A 16464-nucleotide genomic window follows, 5' to 3' on the forward strand; every position below is an offset into this window, starting at 1 on the left:
CGAGGGCTCATGGCTGCTCATGGCTGCGCCGCCAATGCAGTCGCCGGGATCTGCAGATTCTGGCCGACCTTGATGCTGTCGGACTTCAGGCCATTGGCACTGCGCAACGCCGGCAGGCCGACCTGGTAGCGTTGCGCAATCAGCGCCAGGCTCTCGCCCGAGCTGACCACATGCTCGCGCGGCCCCGGGGCAATCTTGCCCTCATCACGCAACCAGGCGATGTAGGTCCCAGGTGGCGGATTTTGCTGGAAGAACTGGCGGATGCCGCTGTGAATCGAACGCGCCAAGGACTGCTGATGGCCGCCCGCCGCCAGCTTCAGAGCCTCGTTAGGGTTGGAGATAAAGCCGGTTTCCACCAGGATCGACGGAATGTCCGGCGACTTCAGCACCATAAACCCGGCCTGTTCCACCCGACGCTTGTGCAACGGGGTAACCCGGCCCAAGTTGCTCAGCACCTTTTGCCCAACGTTCAAGCTGGAGGACAACGAGGCGGTCATCGACAGATCGAGCAGCACGCCAGCCAGCATGCGGTCTTTGTCATCCAGGCTGACGTTGCCGGCGCCACCGATCAGGTCGGAGCGGTTTTCACTGTCGGCCAACCAGCGCGCGGTTTCTGACGTCGCCCCACGATCGGACAAGGCGAACACCGAGGCGCCGAACGCCGAGGCACGCGGCGCGGCGTCGGCATGGATGGAGACGAACAGATCGGCACCTTTCTTGCGCGCAATCTCGGTGCGCTTGCGCAGCGGGATGAAGTAGTCGCCGGTGCGCACCAGTTCGGCACGAAAGCCTTTGTCGGCATTGATCTGCCGCTGCAGTTCCTTGGCGATGGCCAGCACCACGTCCTTCTCACGCGCGCCTTTCGGGCCAAGCGCGCCGGGGTCTTCGCCGCCGTGCCCGGCGTCGATGGCGATGACGATCTCGCGCTTGCCGCTCGGCAATGGCGTCAGCTTGGGTGCCGCCTGGGTCGGCGAGACAGGAACCGCCGGCGCGCTGGCGGTCGTCGTCGAAGGCAGATTGGGCGCACTGTCGGCGCCCTGGTCGAACAGGTCGATCACCAGGCGGTCGCCGTATTGCTGATTGGGCGCCAGGCTGAAGCTTTTCGGTGTCACCGGTGCCGAGAGGTCGATGACGATGCGCAGGTCGGTCGGCGTGCGTTGCGCGGAGCGCACGCTGGTGATCGGGGTATTGGCGATAGATAGCTGTTCGAGCTTGGTTGCCAGCTGCGCGCCGTTGACATCGATGACAATGCGGTTCGGCGCGGTCAGGGTGAAGACGCTGTGCTGCACCGGGCCGGACAGGTCAAACACCAGCCGAGTGTTATCCGGTGCCCGCCACAGCCGCACACTACGGATATCCGCGGCGGCAAAAACGTCGACGGCCAACGCCATAAGCAGCACACCCACCCCGGTAAACAGCGCGCGCATGCGCATACCCAACCCCACTCTCTTATTCATGTCCTATGGCCAAGGCGGCACACCAGGCCTCGCCGCGCACGCTCTGCGGCGTCAAGCGCAGCAAACGGCCGTCTTCTTGCGGGGTAATGGTAATGGTCAGGTCGGCCTTTGGCAAAACGCCAGCCCCACGCTGCGGCCACTCGATCAGACAAAGAGCATCGCCCTCGAAGTAATCACGGATGCCGAGAAACTCCAACTCCTCTGGATCGGCCAGCCGGTACAGATCGAAGTGAAAGGCCCGTAGATCGCCGAGCTCGTAAGGCTCGACCAGGGTGAAGGTCGGACTCTTGACCGCGCCGACATGCCCCAGACCACGAATAATCCCGCGTGACAGGGTGGTTTTACCGGCCCCCAGATCGCCGTGCAGATAAATAATCCCGCGACCACCGGTCGCCTGGGCGATTCGCGCGCCCAGCACCAGCATCCTGGCTTCGTCCGCTGCATACAGGGTTAGTTCAGACAAGGCGACTGTTCCTCTAGTAACTGACGAATGACCGCGATCAGGTCGCTGGCGGCCAGCCCGCGGCCCTGCGCCCCGAGACGCTCACCGGCCGTGGCGTGCAGCCAGACCGCCAGGCTCGCAGCCTCGAACGCCGGCAAACCCTGGGCCATCAAGGCGCCAATCAACCCGGCCAAGACATCCCCCAGGCCGGCGCCGGCCATGGCCGGATGGCCGCGATCGCACAGCCCCAGCCGCCCGTCCGGCGCGGCGATCAGGCTGCCGGCGCCTTTGAGCACCGTGACTGCCGCGTATTTTTGCGCCAGCGCCCGCGCCGCGGCGGGGCGATCGGCCTGCACCTCGGCAGTCGAAATGCCCAACAAGCGCGCCGCCTCGCCCGGATGCGGAGTGATGACACTGTCCGCGGGCATCGGCAGCGCTCCCGCCGCCAACAGGTTAAGCCCATCCGCATCCCAGACCTGTGGCCGCGCACAATTCGCCGCCACCGATAACAGACTGCGCCCCCAGGCGCCCTGGCCCAAACCGGGGCCCACCACCAGCACCTGCGCGCGCGCGGCCAGGCCCAGCAATTGATTGGCCGAAGCCACCCCCAGGCTCATCAGCTCCGGCCGCCGCGCCAGCGCGGCGGGCACATGCTCCGCCCGCGTCGCCAGGGACACCAGCCCCGCACCACTGCGCAACGCGCTTTCTGCCGCCAGCAGGGCCGCGCCCCCCAGCCCGTGATCGCCACCGACCACCAGCAGATGGCCAAACTGGCCCTTGTGCGCAGCACGCCGACGCACCGGTAGCCGCGGCAGATTGCCGAGGGCCAAGCGCTGCGCCTGGGCTGGCATCTGCGCCACGAGCTGCGGGGCCGCCTGCAAATCATCGAACACCAGCTCGCCGACCAGCCCTGGCGCATCGCCGGTAAACAGGCCGATCTTCAAGCCGACAAAGCTCACCGTCAGCGCAGCGCGCACCGCCACCCCCAACTCGCGGCCGGTGTCGGCGCAGAGCCCCGAGGGCAGATCCAGCGCCAGCACCGGCAAACCACTGGCATTCAGCAGACGGATCGCCTGGGCATACGGTTCGCGCACCGCGCCGCGCAGACCGGTGCCGAGCAAGCCATCGACCAACACGCCGGCCAGCTCGGCGCATTCGCTCCACGGCTGAATCATCACCCCGGCTTGGCGCGCCGCATCGCGCGCCAAGCCGGCGTCGCCCGCCAGCTGCGCCGGGTCGCCAACCGCCAGCAGCTGTACGCGCCAGCCGGCACGCATGGCCAAGGCCGCCAGCAGATAAGCATCGCCGGCGTTATTGCCGCGCCCGGCCAATACCGTCACCACCTCGGCCGCCGGCCAGCGTCGGCGCAGCGCACGCCAGGCCGCATGGGCAGCACGCTGCATCAGCTCGAAGCCGGGCGTACCGGCGGCGATCAGGCGCGCATCGAGGTCGCGCACCTGGGCGGCGCTATATAAAGCAGTCGGAAAAGCGTCGTGAGAATGCGGCATGCGTCGGTCGGCTCAGATGTCTGGCAGAATTATACCCACCTCCGCCCCGGTTTCCTGTTCGAATGTCCACCTCCCCGCTCGATCTCGCCGCGCTCGCCCAGTCGATCAAAGACTGGGGTCGAGAGCTGGGCTTTCAACAGGTCGGCATTGCCGGGCTGGATCTGGCCGAGCACCAGGCGCATCTCGAACGCTGGCTGGCCGCCGGCTATCAGGGCGAGATGGACTACATGGCCGCCCACGGCAGTAAACGCTCGCACCCGGAGGAACTGGTGCCCGGCACCTTGCGGGTGATCTCGCTGCGGATGGATTACCTGCCCGGCGACACGCTGATGGCGCAGCGTCTGGGTCAGCCGGAGACCGCCTACGTGTCGCGCTACGCGCTGGGCCGCGACTACCACAAGCTGATTCGCAAGCGCCTGCAACAACTGGCCGAGCGCATTCAGCAGGCGATTGGCCCGTTCGGTTATCGGGCCTTCGTCGACAGCGCCCCGGTGCTGGAAAAAGCCATCGCCGAACAGGCCGGGCTCGGCTGGATCGGCAAGAACACCCTGGTGCTTAACCGCCAAGCCGGCAGCTATTTCTTTCTCGGCGAGCTGTTTGTCGACCTGCCGCTACCGGTTGATCCGGCACACGGCAGCGAACATTGCGGACGCTGCAGCGCCTGCCTGGACATCTGCCCGACTGCCGCCTTTGTCGGCCCTTATGTGCTGGATGCACGGCGCTGCATCTCCTACCTGACCATCGAGCTGAAGGGCCCGATCCCAGCGGAGCTGCGCCCACTGATCGGCAACCGGGTGTTCGGTTGCGACGACTGCCAGATCGTCTGCCCCTGGAACCGCTTCGCCCGCCCCACCAGCCAGGGCGACTTCCAGCCACGGCATAATCTGGATAACGCCGAGCTGGCCGAGCTGTTCCGCTGGAGCGAGGAGGAATTTCTCAGCCGCACCGAAGGCTCACCGCTGCGCCGCGCCGGCTATGAGCGCTGGCTGCGCAACCTGGCCGTCGGCCTGGGCAATGCGCCTTCGAGCATTCCGGTGCTGGAAGCCCTGGAGGCGCGCCGCGCACACCCCTCGGAGCTGGTGCGCGAGCATGTCGAGTGGGCCCTGAGCCGGCACGGCCGCTAATCTCGATCAGAACTTGATGAAGTGTTCGCGGTAGTGCTTGAGCTCGGCGATGGAGTCGCGAATATCGTCCAGAGCCAGGTGCGCGCCACTCTTCTTGAAGCCGTCGTGCACCTGCGGCGCCCACCGAGTGACCAGCTCCTTCAGGGTGGAGACGTCCAGGTTGCGGTAGTGGAAGTAGGCTTCCAGCGTGCCCATATGGCGATACAGGAAGCGTCGATCCTGACAGATGCTGTTGCCGCAGATCGGCGACTTGCCCTTGGGCACCCACTGCTCGAGGAAGGCGATGGTCTGCGCCTCCGCCTCCGCCGCGCCGATCGTGCTCTCGCGCACCCGTCGGGTCAGGCCAGAGCCGCCATGCTGCCGGGTGTTCCACTCGTCCATGCCGGCGAGAATTTCATCGCTCTGATGCACGGCGATCACCGGCCCTTCCGCCAGCACATTGAGGTTGCTGTCGGTGACTATGGTGGCCATTTCGATGATGACATCGGTGTCCGGATTCAGACCGGTCATTTCCAGATCGATCCAGATCAAATTTTGCGGGTTTTGCATAGCGGCGCTCCTCGGCTTAGCTGCGCAGTTTAGCCTAGGGCGCGACATCTCGTCCGCCGTGGCGAACCAGGCTATCGCCATGCCCGCTACGAACTTAAGCCAGCCGGCAGCGTGCTAAACTCGCCGCCGACCGACTTATCCGCCGCCTTATCTATTCGCTGTTTTATTTATCGGAAGCCCCATGGCCAAACGCCAGCTCAACCGTCGCCAAAACTGGCGCATCGAGAAGATTCAGGGTGAGCGCGCCGCGCGCGCCGCCAAGCGCGAGTCGCAGACGCTGGATGCGCTGGAAGGCGGCGACCTCGGCCCCGAGCAGATCGGCCTGGTGATCGCCCACTTCGGCGTGCAGGTCGAGGTCGAGGCCCAGGACGGCGAGCTGGCCGGGCAAGTCTTCCGCTGCCACCTGCGCGCCAACCTGCCCACCCTGGTCACCGGTGACCGGGTGGTCTGGCGCGCCGGCAATCAAGGCATCGGGGTGATCGTCGCGCAACTGCCGCGCAACACCGAACTGTGCCGCCCGGACAGCCGCGGCCAATTGAAGCCGGTAGCGGCCAACGTCGACCTGATCGTCATCGTCTTCGCCCCGCTGCCCGAGCCGCACGCCAATCTGATCGACCGCTACCTGGTCGCCGCCGAACATGCGGGCATTCGTCCACTGCTGCTGCTGAACAAAGCCGACCTGATCGACGAGAAAAACGCCGTGGCGCTGAATGCGCTACTCGGCGTCTATCGCCAACTGGGCTACCCACTGCTGGAGGTTTCCGCCCACCAGGGCGGCGGCATGGAACAGCTCCAGGCCCTGCTGGACGGGCATGTCAGTGTCTTTGTCGGCCAGTCCGGCGTCGGCAAATCCTCGCTGGTCAACAGCCTGCTGCCGGAGGTCGACACCCGCGTCGGCCCACTGTCGGAACTCACCGGCAAAGGCACGCATACCACCACCACCGCCCGCCTGTTCCACTTCCCCGGTGGCGGCGAGCTGATCGACTCACCCGGCATCCGCGAGTTCGGCCTGGTGCACGTCAGCCGGGATGATGTCGAAGCCGGCTTCATCGAGTTCCACGACCTGCTCGGCCACTGTCGTTTCCGCGACTGCAAGCATGATCGCGAGCCCGGCTGCGCGCTGCTGCAAGCCCTGCAAGAGGGCCGCATCCAGCCGCAGCGGATGGCCAGCTACCGGCATATCCTCGCCAGCCTGCCGGAAACGGAATACTGAGACTAACAGGCCGCGATCAACCGCGGCCTGTTAGGCGTGCGGCCCCAGGGAGTCGTGGTGCGCCCTTGAACTTTCAGCTAAGCGCGAATCCGAGCCGAGCTCCAAGCGTCGCAAGAGTCGACCCGCACGCTTGCCACCCGCTACGGGCTGAACGAGAAGACCGTCGCCAAATGGCGCACCCGCGCCGAGGCCAGCGGGCAGACCTTCAGCAAAACCGTGCAATCTATTGAGCGCGCCGCGGCCTGCTTTGCCGAACGCGGGCGCTAGCCTTTCCGCTACAATTCGCCCCTTTCCCTGATTCGGAGGCCTTCCATGTCCGCCTTCTCTACCTTGCCCCTGGTTATCGAACCCGCCGACCTGGCTGCGCGCCTGGCGGCTCCTGAGCTGATCCTGGTCGACCTGACCAGCGCCGCCCGCTACGCCGCCGGGCATATCCCCGGTGCGCACTTCGTCGACCCGAAACGCACCCAACTGGGTCAGCCGCCAGCGCCGGGCCTGCTACCGGCGCTGGCGCAACTGGAGGCCCTGTTCGGCGAACTGGGGCATAACCCGGAGGCGCTGTACGTGGTCTATGACGACGAAGGCGGTGGTTGGGCCGGACGCTTTATCTGGCTGCTGGACGTGATCGGCCATGGCCGCTACCACTACCTGAATGGCGGCCTGCAGGCCTGGCTGGCGGAGGCTCGCGAGCTGTCCCAAGTCACCCCGGCCAGCGCCGGCGGTCCGGTTGCACTGGCGTTGCATGACGAGCCGAGCGCGACCCGCGAATACCTGCAAAGTCGTCTAGGCGCAGCCGACCTGGCCATCTGGGATGCCCGCGCACCGAGCGAGTACCGCGGCGAGAAAGTCCTCGCCGCCAAAGCCGGGCACATTCCCGGCGCGATCAATTTCGAATGGACGGCCGGCATGGACCCGGCGCGCGCCCTGCGCATCCGTGAGGATATGCCGGCGATTCTCGAGAGCCTGGGCATCAGCAAAGACAAAGAAATCATCACCCACTGTCAGACTCACCACCGCTCGGGCTTCACCTATCTGATCGCCAAGGCCCTCGGCTATCCGCGGGTAAAAGGCTATGCCGGCTCCTGGGGCGAATGGGGCAATCACCCGGACACACCGGTCGAGCTGTAAGCCCTCGTCTTTCCGAGGCTCTCCACTTTTTAAGGACACCCATGAAACAGCGTTTGTTTATCCTCAGCCAGTACCTGCTGCCCCACCACCTGCTGTCGCGGCTGATCGGTTGCGCCGCCGAATGTCGGGCCGGCTGGCTCAAGAACCGCCTGATCACCTGGTTCGTCCAGCACTACCAGGTGAACATGAGCGAAGCCCAGGTCGAAGAGCCGACCGCCTACGAGCACTTCAACGCGTTCTTCACCCGCGCCCTGAAAGACGGCGCGCGCCCGCTGGATGACACCCCTGGGGCGATCCTCTGCCCGGCTGACGGCGCCGTCAGCCAGCTCGGGCCGATCGAACACGGGCGCTTGTTCCAGGCCAAAGGCCACGGCTTCAGCGCACTCGAACTGCTCGGCGGCGATGCCGAACGGGCCGCGCCCTTTATGGGCGGTGAGTTCGCCACTATTTACCTCTCGCCGAAGGACTACCACCGCGTGCACATGCCGCTGGCGGGCACCCTCAAGGAGATGGTTTACGTGCCGGGCCGGCTGTTCTCGGTCAACCAGAGCACCGCCGAAAATGTTCCCGAGCTGTTCGCCCGTAACGAGCGCCTGGTGTGCCTGTTCGACACCGAGCGCGGGCCGATGGCCGTCGTCTTGGTCGGCGCGATGATAGTCGCCGCGATCGAAACGGTCTGGGCCGGCCTGATCACACCGCCCAAGCGCGAACTGAAGACCACCCGCTACGATGCGGCGGCCCGCGCGCCAGTTGAGCTGGCGAAAGGCGCGGAACTCGGCCGCTTCAAGTTGGGCTCCACCGCTATCGTGCTGTTTGGCCCGGACCAGGTGAAATGGTCTGAAGAGTTGCTAGCCGGCAGCGCCGTCCGCATGGGCCAGCGCCTTGGCAACGGGCAGTAACCGCTCGACTGCGCGGGCGGCCTCGGCGGCCCGCCAACCCCACGCGCGTCGCACCGGGCAGCCGGCAAGTCGACCCAGGGCGTTAAATCCGCCGCGGGCTGGCACAGCCCGACAACCCTTGAGGTCACAGTATCGACTGGCCTCAATGTTACTGGCCGCCCCAGAGCAACGGCACACACCATCCCGATGGTGGGCTGCGAGCACCTCAAGATACTGCTAGAGTTCGGCAAAGCCCAATGCGTAGAACCACTCGTCGCGCCCTGCGGCGTTGGAGTATCCAAGCACATGGATCAACAGAGCCCCCACCTGCTCTTACGTGTCCCGACACCCGACCAGCAGAAGCTGTCCTTCTGCGACTCCAGCCCTGGCGACCTGAAACGCTGGATCGCCCGGCTGCCGAAGGCCAACCTGGGAGAAACCGCGCGTCAGCTCTATCAGGCCCTGGTGGAACTCAATCAGCTGGTGACCCCGGCGGAAAATCGCCTACAGCTGCTGGAGTTGCTGCGCACGGAAGTCTATTTCGTCTGCAAACACCTGGAACGGCACTTCCTCAACCAAGCGATAGTGCTCGATGAACGCCCGCGCAAAGTCGCCAACCTCTGTCAGGCGCTGCAGAACCATCTGGCCGCCGGCTACAAACTGATCATTGCGCAAGAGGCTCCGCGCGCGCCCCGCGAACGCGCCCAGCTGCAATTGCTGACGGTCGCCTTACAGCGCGCCGCGCACAGCCTCTGCGGCCCACTGATTCGTGCCAGCCAACTCTACTGTCCGGTGCCGGAGGGGCTGTGGCTGGAGCTGCATAAGCTGCATCAAATTGCCCACGAGCGCGACCTGCACGCGATCGTGGTGCGCGACCCCATGGCGCGCCACAGCAAAGGCTTGAGCGTTGAACAGACCTACCTGATCGCCTTGTTGCTTGGCTGCGCCCGCAGCAACCAGATGCGCCAGAGCGGCATTGCCCGCCTGGCGGAAATCCTCGAGTCCTGGAGTGCATTGGTGCACCTGCAAGCGGCCGGCGAGCCCAGCAGCCTGTTCGCCGTTGCCACGCAAATCGATGGCCCGCCGCGCTACAAATCGTTGTTTCAGCAAGGCGAACTGCACAACCTGCTGGGCATCGATCCGCAACCCCTGGTCGATGCGCTCAAGGAATACCTGCTGTTACCCGCAGAAAGCCGCAACGCCGCCCGCCTGCTGGTCCCTGAGGGCTTGAGCCTGGACTTGCTGCAACATCTGAGTTCGGCCTGGGGTGATATTGCCGAGCGCACGTTCCAACGCAGTGCTGGCCAGGGCAGCCTGACCCTGAGCCTTGGCATGAGCGCAGCGCATTACTTCCTGGCCGGGCAAAAGCCCTTCAACGAAGTACTCAAACGTCCAGAAGAAGCACAAGCGGCCATTTTCAAACCAATGACCACCGATATACCGGACATTTGGCGCAACGCCTTCGATGCTCAGCCGACCAGCCACTGGGAAAGTGGCGCGCCCCTCGAGGAGATCCAGTACCAGCGGCCGGTCGTCGAGGGGCAAGAACCGCCGCCCAGCGTCCCCGGCGAGAACTACCCCACCTTCGAACTGGCGATCGTCAACCACAGCCCCGGCGGCTATTGCCTGAGCTGGCCGAAAGAGGTCCCCAGCCAACTCCAGGCCGGCGAACTGCTGGGCGTCCAAGACGCTCCCGAGCAGAGTTGGAGCATCGCCCTGGTGCGCTGGATTCGCCAAGTGCGCGGCGGCGGCACCCAGATAGGCATTGAGCTGATCGCCCCGCACGCGCGGCCCTGCGGCCTGCAGCTGCTGCGTAAGGCCGAGCAAAATAGCCAGTACCTACGCGCCTTGTTGCTCCCGGAAATCAGCGCAATTTCTCGCCCGGCGACCCTGATCACGCCACGCCTGCCGTTCCAGGAGGGCCACAAAGTGCTGATCAACTTGAATGGTGAAGAACGGCGCGCGGTCTTGAGCCGCCGGCAGACCAGTACCGGCAGTTTCAACCAGTTCGAATACCGCATGGTCGAACAAACCCCGAATGACCACGGGAGGCCGGTCACAACCCCGACAAGCCAGAACAGCGGCGGCGAGGAAGACTTTGACTCACTCTGGAAGTCGCTGTAGATTGCCGGCACACCCACTTTTGTCGCCTTTTCGCGCCCGTTCGGCGCAGTTTAAGCACACACCATGGCCATCGAAAAAAAAACCATAAGGCTGCTGATTCTCGAGGACTCGCAGAACGAAGCCGAGCGTCTCGTCAGCCTATTTCGCAATGCCGGTCACGCCACTCGCGTGCACCGCCTGACGTCCAGCGACGACCTCGCCGCAGCTCTCCAGCAGAGCTGGGACCTGCTGATCGCCGCCCCCAGCAGCGAGCTGCTTGAGCCCAGCGAGGCGATCAGCGCGATCCGCCGCCAAGCTAAAGACATTCCCCTGATCCAGTTGATCGACGGCAATGACGCCGACGCCATTACCGAAGCCTTGGCACTTGGCGCCCAGGATGCCGTGCCACAAGGTGAGGACGAGCGCCTGATCCTGGTGGCGAACCGTGAGCTGGCCAACCTGGAAGAGCGGCGTGCCCGCCGCGCCGCCGAGGTCGCCCTGCGCGAGGCGGAAAAACGCTGCCAGCTCCTGCTCGACAGTTCGGTGGATGCCATTACCTACGTACATGACGGCATGCACATCTACGCCAACCGCGCCTACCTCGAACTCTTCGACTACGAAGATGCCGACGAACTGGAAGGCATGCCGATGATCGACCTGATCGCCAGCAGTGATCAGGGCAACTTCAAGGATTTCCTGAAAAACTATCAGAGTGCCGAGGGCGGCGCCGAGCTGCTCTGTGGTGGGGTCAAGGCCGACGGCCAGAGCTTCCAGGCGCGCATGAACTTCTCGCCGGCGACTTACGACGGCGAACCCTGCATTCAGGTGGTGATCCGCGCGGAAAGCGGCAACGCCGAGCTGGAAGAGAAACTGCGCGAAATCAGCAGCCTGGACCTGGTCACCGGCCTGCATAACCGTAACCACTTCCTCGAGCAGCTGGATTGCGCCGCAGAGCGCGCCGTGAATGCCGGGCAACCCGCCAGCCTGGCCTACATCCGCCTCGACCGCTACACCAGTCTGCTGGCCGAAACCGGCCTCGCCGGCATCGACCTGCTGTTGACCGACCTGGCCAACCTGCTCCGCGCTCACTTTGCCGGCGAAGCGCAGCTGGCACGCTTTGGCGACGACGTTTTCACCGTACTGCAACCCGGACAAACCCCCGAGCAAACTCAAGCGGGCCTGGCTGAATTACTGAAGAAAGTCGAAAGCCATATGTTCGATGTCAGCGGCCGAACCGTGCAGACCAGCCTGTCGATCGGCATTGCCGGGCTCAACGAAAAAACCCCGAAAGCCCAGGAAGTGGTCGAGCGCGCCCGCCGCTGTGCCGACGAACTCAGCGAGGGCAACGCCCTCAAACTGTTCAACCCGGCGCAGGAACTGGCCGCCGCCGCCAACCGCGGCAATATCGTCGCCATGCTGCAACAGGCGCTGGAGAGCAACAGCTTCCGCCTGCTGTTCCAGCCGATCATCAGCCTGCGCGGCGACAGCCACGAACACTATGAAGTGCTGTTGCGCCTGCTCAATGCCCAGGGCGAAGAAGTGCCGCCGCGTGAGTTCCTCGGTGCCGCCAAGGAAGCCGGCTTGGCCGAGAAGATCGACCGCTGGGTGATACTCAACGCCATCAAGCTGCTCGCCGAGCACCGTGCAAAAGGCCACAACACCCGCCTGTTCATCCACCTGTCCAGCGCCAGCCTGCAGGACCAAACGCTACTGCCTTGGCTCAGTGTGGCGCTGAAGGCCGCACGCCTGCCTTCCGATGCGCTGGCCTTGCAAATCAACGAGCCCGATGCCATTGCCTACCTGAAGCAGGCCAAGGCACTGACCCAGGGACTGGCCGAACTGCATTGCAAGGTCGTCCTCAGCCAGTTCGGTTGTTCGCTCAACCCGTTCAACACGCTGAAGCACCTGAGCATCGACTTCGTCAAAGTCGATGGCTCCTTCTCCCAGGATCTGTCCAAGGCGGAGAATCAGGACACGCTGAAAACCTTGCTGACCAGCCTGCACGCCCAGGCCAAGTTGACCATAGTGCCCTTAGTCGAGAGCACCAGCGTGTTGGCCACCCTCTGGCAAGCCGGGGTCAACTATATCCAAGGCTATTACCTACAACGGCCCAGCCAGTCGATGGATTACGACTTCTCCGCCGGCGACGAGTAACCCTCGACAGCACAGCCCTGCGCATGAAAAAAGCCGCCCGAGGGCGGCTTTTTTCATGCGCAGGAGCACTCAATCCTGACCATCGCGATCGCGGTAGCCCAACAAATAGAGAACCCCATCCAAACCCAGGGTCGAGATCGCCTGCTTGGCCGACTGCTTAACCAGCGGTTTGGCGCGGAACGCCACCCCCAGACCGGCAATCGCCAGCATCGGCAGATCGTTCGCTCCGTCGCCGACGGCAATGGTCTGCTCCAGACGCAAACCTTCCTGCTGCGCCAACTCCCGCAGCAAATCCGCCTTGCGCTGGGCATCGACGATCGGCTCGATCGCCACGCCGGTGAGCCGACCGGCGACGATCTGCAATTCATTGGCGAAGACGTAATCGATGCCCAGCTTGGCCTGCAACTGCCTGGCGAAGTAGCTGAAGCCGCCGGACAGGATGGCCGTTTTGTAACCCAGCCGCTTGAGCTCGGCGAACAGCGTTTCGGCGCCCTCGGTCAGCCGCAGAGACGCACCGATCGCCGCCAACTCGCTCTCGGGCAACCCCTTAAGCAGCGCCAGCCGCTCTTTGAAGCTGGCACGAAAATCCAACTCGCCGCGCATGGCTCTTTCGGTGATGTCCACGACCTGCTCACCGACGCCAGCCACCTTGGCCAGTTCGTCGATGACCTCGGCCTCGATCAGCGTGGAATCCATATCGAACACCGCCAGGCGGCGATTGCGGCGAAACACCGAGTCCTGCTGGAAGGCGATATCGACGTTGAGCTCCTGCGCCACGCTGAGGAACTCGGCACGCAGCGCCAGCGGATCAGCCGGCTCTCCGCGCACGGAAAACTCGATGCAGCCCTTACTCTGCTCGGCCGGCGTGTCCAACGGCATGCGTCCGGACAGACGATCGATATGGTCGATATTCAGGCCGTACTTCGCGGTGATCGAGCTGACCCGTTGCAACTGCTCGGCGGTCACCTTGCGCGTCAGCAGGGTGACTATATGCCGCGGCTTGCCTTGGCCGCCGACCCATTGCTGGTAATCACTCTCGGAGACCGGGGTGAAGCGCACCTGCTGATCCAGCTTATAAGCGGTGAACAGCACATCCTTGAGCACCATCGAGGCCTGCTCGGTGCCCGGAATCTCGACCAGAATGCCGAACGACAGGGTGTCGTGAATCACCGCTTGGCCGATGTCGAGGATGTTCACCCCGCCCTGCGCCAGCACCCCAGTAATGGCAGCGGTCAGGCCGGGACGATCTTCACCGGTGATGTTGATCAGGACGATTTCACGCAAGGCGCAGCTCCTGGGGTCTGTGGCCCATGAAAAGGCGCACATTCTAACCACTTTCGCAGCCATACGGGCACGCACGCGCTTTGCCCACCCCTGGCCGGTCGTTATACTGCGCGGCAACTCCATTCGAGAAGAGCCGAGCTCTGTGAACCGGCCCGCGCCCGTCAAACCCGATAATTTCTTCCTGCTGATCTTCCACGCCCTGCGTCAGCGGCGCGTGCCATTGGCCCTGCGCATTGCCAGCCACAGCCTGCTGCTGGTCGCGCTGGCACTGGTGATCTACGCCTTGGTCATGGGCATGCAGTTCAAGCAGGCCATGCAGCAGCAGGCCGACGCCCTGGGGCAGAGCCTGATCACCCAGACCGCCGCGTCGGCCACCGAGTTGCTGGTGTCGAATGACATCCTCAGCCTCAACGTGTTGCTCAACAACCTGGTGAAGAACCCGCTGGTAGCCCATGCGGCCATCTACAGCGTGGATAACCGCATCCTCGCCGAAGCCGGCTCGCGGCCGACCCAGGGCATGCTTGGGGAAGCCGAAGGCCTGTACTCGACGCCGATCACCTTTCAGGAAGTGATCGCCGGACACCTGCGCATCAGCCTGGATATGCAACAGTTCCAACAGCCAATGACCATCAGCTTGCAGAGCATGGGCTTGCTCAGCCTGATCCTGTTGGCGCTGACCCTGTCCTTGAGCCTGCGCCTGGGCCGGCATATCTCCACGCCCTTGCTGCAACTGCGCCTGTGGTTGCGCGATCCGGACGATCCAGCCCCTGGCGCCGGGCGTCAGGACGAGATTGGCGACTTGGCCCGCCAGCTCCAGGCCCGCCTGGTGCCGGAGAAGCCGCAGCCCGAACCGCCGGCGGCACCTGAATACAGCGCAGCCGACTACGCCGAAGACAGCTACGGCGAAGAAGAGTATGCCGAAGAGGACGCGGACTACCTCGACGCCGCCGGTACTGAACCGGCCTTCGAGATCCGCGACCTGCGCGATCCCAGCTTCGATACCGATGACGAATACGCCGAAGCGCCGCGCCGCTTGGCCGGCGCCGAGGAGGACGACCCCTTCGCCGACCTGCGCGCCCCGCAACATGACGCCACGCCGGGCCTCGCCCCCGTCAGCAGCGAGCCGCAGCAAACCGCGGTGCTGGCCATCCAACTGGGTGCCCAGGAGCAATTGCGCCGCCTGCCGCGCGCCCGCCTGATGGATCTGTTGCAACGCTACCGTGACTGCCTCGACCAGGCCGCCGCGCTCTACCAGGGCGTACTGCACACCCTGAACGACGGCAGCAGCCTGATGCTGTTCCACAGCCAGGACAGCGGCGAAGACTACCTGACCCACGCCATCTGCTGCGGCGAGCTGATGCGCGCCCTCGGCCATGCCCTGCAGATCGAAGTCGCCGACAGCGGCATCACCCTGCAGCTCCAACTCGGCCTGACCGCCGGCGAAGACTTGCTCGACCTGAGCCAGGGCGAGTTGCTGCTCAGCGATACCGCCCAGGATGCCCTGGCACTCTCCCAGCACAGCCGTAACCTGCTGCTGGTCGAGCGCAGCATTGGCGATGACCCGCTGCTGCGCCAACGCGTACGCATCCGCGCCATCGCCAGCCCGGAAGGCGCCTGCTGCGTCGAACGCCTGCTGGAGCCCTACCCCTCGCTGCTGGAGCGACAACTGGCGCGCATGCACGAGCAGCCGACACGCTCCTGACCCTCCTTATCACTCATCCGCTGCCGGTGCCGGCCTTGCGCCATGCTAGCCAGCGACACGCATAAAAAACCGCATTCCGCGGGCTTTTTTACTGAATCGCTAGAAGCGAAACACTTCCACATCGGTTCGTACCGGCGCCGCCTTGGGTATCTGTGGCCCGCTGGGCCGAGTACGCGCCGGGGCTGCGGGCGCCGCCTTGCGCGGCTCCTCGGCCTGCGGCTCGGACAACGGCTGGATAGCCGTCGCCAGCTGTTCCACCAAGCGGCGCAAGACCAGGCTTTGCGCACGCACCTGATCGGCGGCGGCCCCCTGATGGGGCTCCTCCAGATGGATTAAGCGGCTGTCGCGCAACTGACCGCGCTTATCCAGCAGGCGCCACTGCGCATCCAAGACCGCCGGCTGCTGCGGCCCGGAATCCAGACGGGTGATCGAGAGCACTACCTGCACATCCGGCACAAAGCCCGCTGCGCTCGGCGCCAGCACCAGACGCTGAGTGTCCAGACGCCACGCCAGTTGGCGCAACAGCAACTGATCGATATCGGCACCCAGGCTACCGGCCCAACGTGCCTCGGTGGCCGAGGTCAGGCTGCCGTCGGGCTGGCGCTGCAACAGCGTCTCGCGCTGCAGATAATCGGCAACCGAGACCGGCCCCAGCAACACGGCCAACCCCTTGCTCGACGCAGGCACGCCCGGATTGCCGCTATCCAGCTGATAGAGCGTCACCGGCGGCTGGCTGACGCAACCGACCAGGCCGAGCAAGCCGCTCAGCAACAGGACCAAGGGAAAACGCGACACCATCATTCATCTCACCCAAGCGGCAGCCCGATGGCCGCCGGCAGTCAAAACGCCGTACTGAAAGGTTCCAGGACGGCCTATCATCCGTTAATCCACCGCGCGACTCCAGCCTCTCGCGGTCCGACGC

Annotated in this window: 13 protein-coding genes and 1 pseudogene; 8 read left to right on the forward strand and 6 right to left on the reverse strand. The window is 64.7% G+C overall.

Features of this window, described 5'->3' with window-relative positions; genetic code table 11:
- Nucleotides 1-17 precede the first annotated feature (17 nt).
- The 3 genes from FFS13_RS08085 to FFS13_RS08095 are packed head-to-tail and all read right to left on the reverse strand — an operon-like array spanning nt 18 to nt 3407.
- Complete coding sequence (locus tag FFS13_RS08085) at nt 18-1445, reverse strand: N-acetylmuramoyl-L-alanine amidase (protein WP_171006452.1); 1428 nt, start codon at nt 1443-1445, stop codon at nt 18-20.
- Nucleotides 1446-1449: 4 nt separating this feature from the next.
- Nucleotides 1450-1920 (reverse strand): tRNA (adenosine(37)-N6)-threonylcarbamoyltransferase complex ATPase subunit type 1 TsaE, encoded by a 471-nt coding sequence (gene tsaE / locus FFS13_RS08090; RefSeq protein ID WP_137818589.1) that lies wholly within the window; start codon nt 1918-1920, stop codon nt 1450-1452.
- Nucleotides 1908-3407, reverse strand: a complete 1500-nt coding sequence (locus tag FFS13_RS08095) for an NAD(P)H-hydrate dehydratase (protein WP_137818590.1) — start codon at nt 3405-3407, stop codon at nt 1908-1910. The genes tsaE and FFS13_RS08095 overlap by 13 nt, the downstream gene beginning before the upstream one ends.
- 62 nt (nt 3408-3469) lie before the next feature.
- On the opposite strand from FFS13_RS08095, the gene queG reads away from it, so the two are divergent.
- A complete protein-coding gene (queG, locus tag FFS13_RS08100) occupies nt 3470-4531 on the forward strand; it encodes a tRNA epoxyqueuosine(34) reductase QueG (RefSeq protein WP_137818591.1) in 1062 nt (353 codons plus the stop codon).
- A 6-nt stretch (nt 4532-4537) separates the two neighbouring features.
- Here queG and orn read toward each other — a convergent pair whose 3' ends face one another.
- Entirely contained in the window at nt 4538-5080 is a 543-nt protein-coding gene (gene orn / locus FFS13_RS08105) for an oligoribonuclease (protein ID WP_137818592.1), read from the reverse strand.
- A gap of 181 nt (nt 5081-5261) precedes the next feature.
- Here orn and rsgA point away from each other — a divergent pair, with 181 nt between their 5' ends.
- The 6 genes and pseudogenes from rsgA to FFS13_RS08135 all read left to right on the forward strand — a co-directional run bounded on the left by rsgA (nt 5262) and on the right by FFS13_RS08135 (nt 12556).
- A complete protein-coding gene (rsgA, locus tag FFS13_RS08110) occupies nt 5262-6293 on the forward strand; it encodes a small ribosomal subunit biogenesis GTPase RsgA (RefSeq protein WP_137818593.1) in 1032 nt (343 codons plus the stop codon).
- An 87-nt stretch (nt 6294-6380) separates the two neighbouring features.
- Nucleotides 6381-6479 (forward strand): annotated as a pseudogene (locus FFS13_RS08115) (IS481 family transposase); the annotation flags it as partial.
- Nucleotides 6480-6605: 126 nt separating this feature from the next.
- Nucleotides 6606-7421, forward strand: coding sequence for a thiosulfate sulfurtransferase (rhdA, locus tag FFS13_RS08120; RefSeq protein WP_137818594.1), 816 nt, complete (start codon nt 6606-6608; stop codon nt 7419-7421).
- Between the two features lie 41 nt (nt 7422-7462).
- Nucleotides 7463-8320, forward strand: coding sequence for an archaetidylserine decarboxylase (gene asd / locus FFS13_RS08125; RefSeq protein ID WP_137818595.1), 858 nt, complete (start codon nt 7463-7465; stop codon nt 8318-8320).
- A gap of 285 nt (nt 8321-8605) precedes the next feature.
- The gene (locus FFS13_RS08130; protein ID WP_137818596.1) at nt 8606-10423 is read left to right on the forward strand and encodes a molecular chaperone; all 1818 of its coding nucleotides are present in this window, start codon (nt 8606-8608) and stop codon (nt 10421-10423) included.
- 63 nt (nt 10424-10486) lie between these two features.
- Nucleotides 10487-12556, forward strand: coding sequence for an EAL domain-containing protein (locus FFS13_RS08135; RefSeq protein WP_137818597.1), 2070 nt, complete (start codon nt 10487-10489; stop codon nt 12554-12556).
- Between the two features lie 69 nt (nt 12557-12625).
- Here the strand turns inward: FFS13_RS08135 and serB are convergent, their stop codons facing one another.
- Entirely contained in the window at nt 12626-13840 is a 1215-nt protein-coding gene (gene serB / locus FFS13_RS08140; RefSeq protein WP_137818598.1) for a phosphoserine phosphatase SerB, read from the reverse strand.
- A gap of 142 nt (nt 13841-13982) precedes the next feature.
- Between serB and FFS13_RS08145 the strand changes: the two genes are divergently transcribed.
- Complete coding sequence (locus tag FFS13_RS08145) at nt 13983-15542, forward strand: AhpA/YtjB family protein (RefSeq protein WP_137818599.1); 1560 nt, start codon at nt 13983-13985, stop codon at nt 15540-15542.
- A gap of 99 nt (nt 15543-15641) precedes the next feature.
- Here FFS13_RS08145 and FFS13_RS08150 read toward each other — a convergent pair whose 3' ends face one another.
- Nucleotides 15642-16343 (reverse strand): membrane integrity-associated transporter subunit PqiC, encoded by a 702-nt coding sequence (locus FFS13_RS08150; protein WP_137818600.1) that lies wholly within the window; start codon nt 16341-16343, stop codon nt 15642-15644.
- Nucleotides 16344-16464: the final 121 nt, after the last annotated feature.

This window comes from Pseudomonas sp. 2FG, from assembly GCF_005502935.1.
Classification (GTDB): domain Bacteria; phylum Pseudomonadota; class Gammaproteobacteria; order Pseudomonadales; family Pseudomonadaceae; genus Aquipseudomonas.